This is a genomic window from Mesorhizobium sp. M4A.F.Ca.ET.050.02.1.1, from assembly GCF_003997725.1.
Taxonomy (GTDB): domain Bacteria; phylum Pseudomonadota; class Alphaproteobacteria; order Rhizobiales; family Rhizobiaceae; genus Mesorhizobium.
The window spans coordinates 1-2,054 of record NZ_RZSG01000951.1 but is presented as its reverse complement, the minus strand read 5'-3'; the positions used below and the strand labels follow the sequence as shown (position 1 = coordinate 2,054).

3 protein-coding genes are annotated in these 2,054 nt (G+C 65.7%); 1 reads left to right on the top strand and 2 read right to left on the bottom strand.

Annotation, left to right across the window (positions count from 1 at the left end; translation table 11 throughout):
• Together panC and panB are read right to left on the bottom strand one after the other, a co-directional pair.
• The coding region (panC, locus tag EOA33_RS33540) for a pantoate--beta-alanine ligase (protein ID WP_127407568.1) at nt 1–567 on the bottom strand (567 nt) is incomplete at its 3' end.
• Nucleotides 564–1,406 carry a 3-methyl-2-oxobutanoate hydroxymethyltransferase gene (panB, locus tag EOA33_RS33535; protein WP_127407567.1) on the bottom strand — a complete coding sequence of 281 codons (843 nt, stop codon included), beginning with the start codon at nt 1,404–1,406 and terminating at the stop codon, nt 564–566. The genes panB and panC, both read right to left, overlap by 4 nt.
• Before the next feature lie 221 nt (nt 1,407–1,627).
• Between panB and EOA33_RS33530 the strand changes: the two genes are divergently transcribed.
• Nucleotides 1,628–2,026: an NADH:ubiquinone oxidoreductase subunit NDUFA12 gene (locus tag EOA33_RS33530; RefSeq protein ID WP_126054368.1), complete on the top strand. Its 399-nt coding sequence runs from the start codon at nt 1,628–1,630 to the stop codon at nt 2,024–2,026.
• Nucleotides 2,027–2,054: the final 28 nt, after the last annotated feature.

Sequence of the window (2,054 nt, the reverse complement as noted above, 5' to 3'; positions counted from 1 at the left end):
CGAGGACATGGCGAGGCCATCCGCATCGCGCACGGTCGGTGCGCCGACGATGGCGACGGGCAGGTCGAGGTCGCGGCAAAGCTGCCTGACGACGCAAAGCTGCTGATAGTCCTTCTCGCCGAAGATCGCATAGTCGGGAGCCGCTTGCAGGAAGAGCTTGGCCACGACGGTGGCGACACCGTCGAAGAAGCTAGGCCTGAAATCCGGTTCCAGGCCGGAGGAGGGGCCGCCGACCGAAATCCTGGTGGCGAAGCCGGCCGGGTACATCTCCGCGACGCCTGGCGTGAAGACGAGATGCGCGCCGGCTTCGGCCAGCCGTTCGAGGTCGCGGGCAAGCTGGCGCGGATATTTGTCGAGATCCTCGGTCGGGGCGAACTGCGCCGGATTGACGAAGATCGAGACGACGCAGCGCTCGGCCTTTTCGAGCGCCATCCTGACCAGCGAGATATGGCCGTCATGCAGCGCGCCCATGGTCGGCACCATGGCGATGCCGAGGCCCTCGCGCCGCCAGTCGCGGATTTGCGCGCGAAGGGCGGAAACCGTTTCGGCGACGATCGGTCGACTCATACCTTGTCCTTATCGGGTGTGGCGGCAAAGACGTGGTCCGGGCCGGGAAACGCGCGGTCGCGCACCTCCGCCGCGTAGCGGGCGGCAGCGTCCGAGACGACATCGCGCAGGCTGGCATATTCCTTGACGAATTTCGGCACGCGGTCGACGGTCAGGCCGACCATGTCGTCGATGACCAGGATTTGGCCGTCGCAATCGCGGCTGGCGCCAATGCCGATGGTGGGGATGGCGATGGCGCGGGTAAGATCAGCCGCGACGCTCTCGACGGTGCCCTCGATGACCACGGAAAAGGCGCCGGCCTTTTCCACCGTTTCGGCGTCGCGGAACAGGGCGGCCACATTGTCTTCGGTCCGGCCCTTGATCTTGTAGCCGCCGTCCTTTTCCACCGATTGCGGCTGCAGGCCGATATGGCCCATGACCGGGATGCCGCCGGCCACGATCGCGGCGATCTGCCCGACCATGTCGACGCCGCCCTCGAGCTTGACCGCCTGGCAGCCCGTCTCCTCGACAATGCGCCGCGCCGAGGCGACGGCCTCAGCCACCGACGTCTCATAGCTGCCGGCAGGCATGTCGACGACCACGCAAGCCCTGTCGGAGCCGCGCATCACCGCCTGACCGTGCGCGATCATCATCTCCAGGGATGCGCCAAGCGTGGTCTTGTGGCCGTGCAGCACCATGGCGACACTGTCGCCGACCAGAAGCAGGTCGACGTGGGGATCGAGCAATCGGGCGACAGGATAGGTATAGGCGGTCAGGCAGACGATCGGCACGCCGCCCTTGCGGCGGCGAATGGCGTCGGCGCTGATCCGGCCACTGGCGGACAGGTCTTGAATCTTCACCTCCCTTGGCCGGGCACCAGGCCAGGCGCCCGTTGCCGGGCGAGCAGAGCTTTAGAAAGACAGGAACTGCTTGGCAAGCAGGGCTGCCGCTATCCGCGCGGCTGTATCGATTTAGCGCACGAACCATTTACATTGCGCCCCACGGCAAAACCCTTGCCTTCGCGATTGCGTGACGCCATAAGCAGGAGAAAGGCGCAGCCGCTGCCGCCGCGAGGACTTGGATGAAAGCTTTCCTTACGCAGTTTTTCACCTGGTGGAACAGCCAGACGCTGGGAACGCGGTTCCACACATGGCGCCACGGCAGGAAGGTCGGCCAGGACGAAGCCGGCAACGTCTATTACGAGGGCGGCATCGATTCAGAAGGCCGCACCCGTCGCTGGGTCATCTACCGGGACTATTCGGAAGCCTCGAAGATCCCGCCGGGCTGGCACGGCTGGATTCATCATCGCGTCGATGTGGCGCCGCCGAGCGACGACTATCGTCCGCGCGAATGGCAGAAGCCGCATTTGCCGAATCTCACCGGCAGCCCTGCGGCCTACCGTCCGCAGGGCTCGGTGCTGACCAACCAGCACCGCCCGCAAGTGACCGGCGACTACGACGCCTGGACGCCCGGCTCGTAATCGGCGGCCGAGGTGCTGATCGGTCCTT

Bases quoted from the DNA above. Each gene is read 5' to 3' on its own strand.
- EOA33_RS33530 (WP_126054368.1), top strand. From the start codon at position 1,628: ATGAAAGCTTTCCTTACGCAGTTTTTCACCTGGTGGAACAGCCAGACG.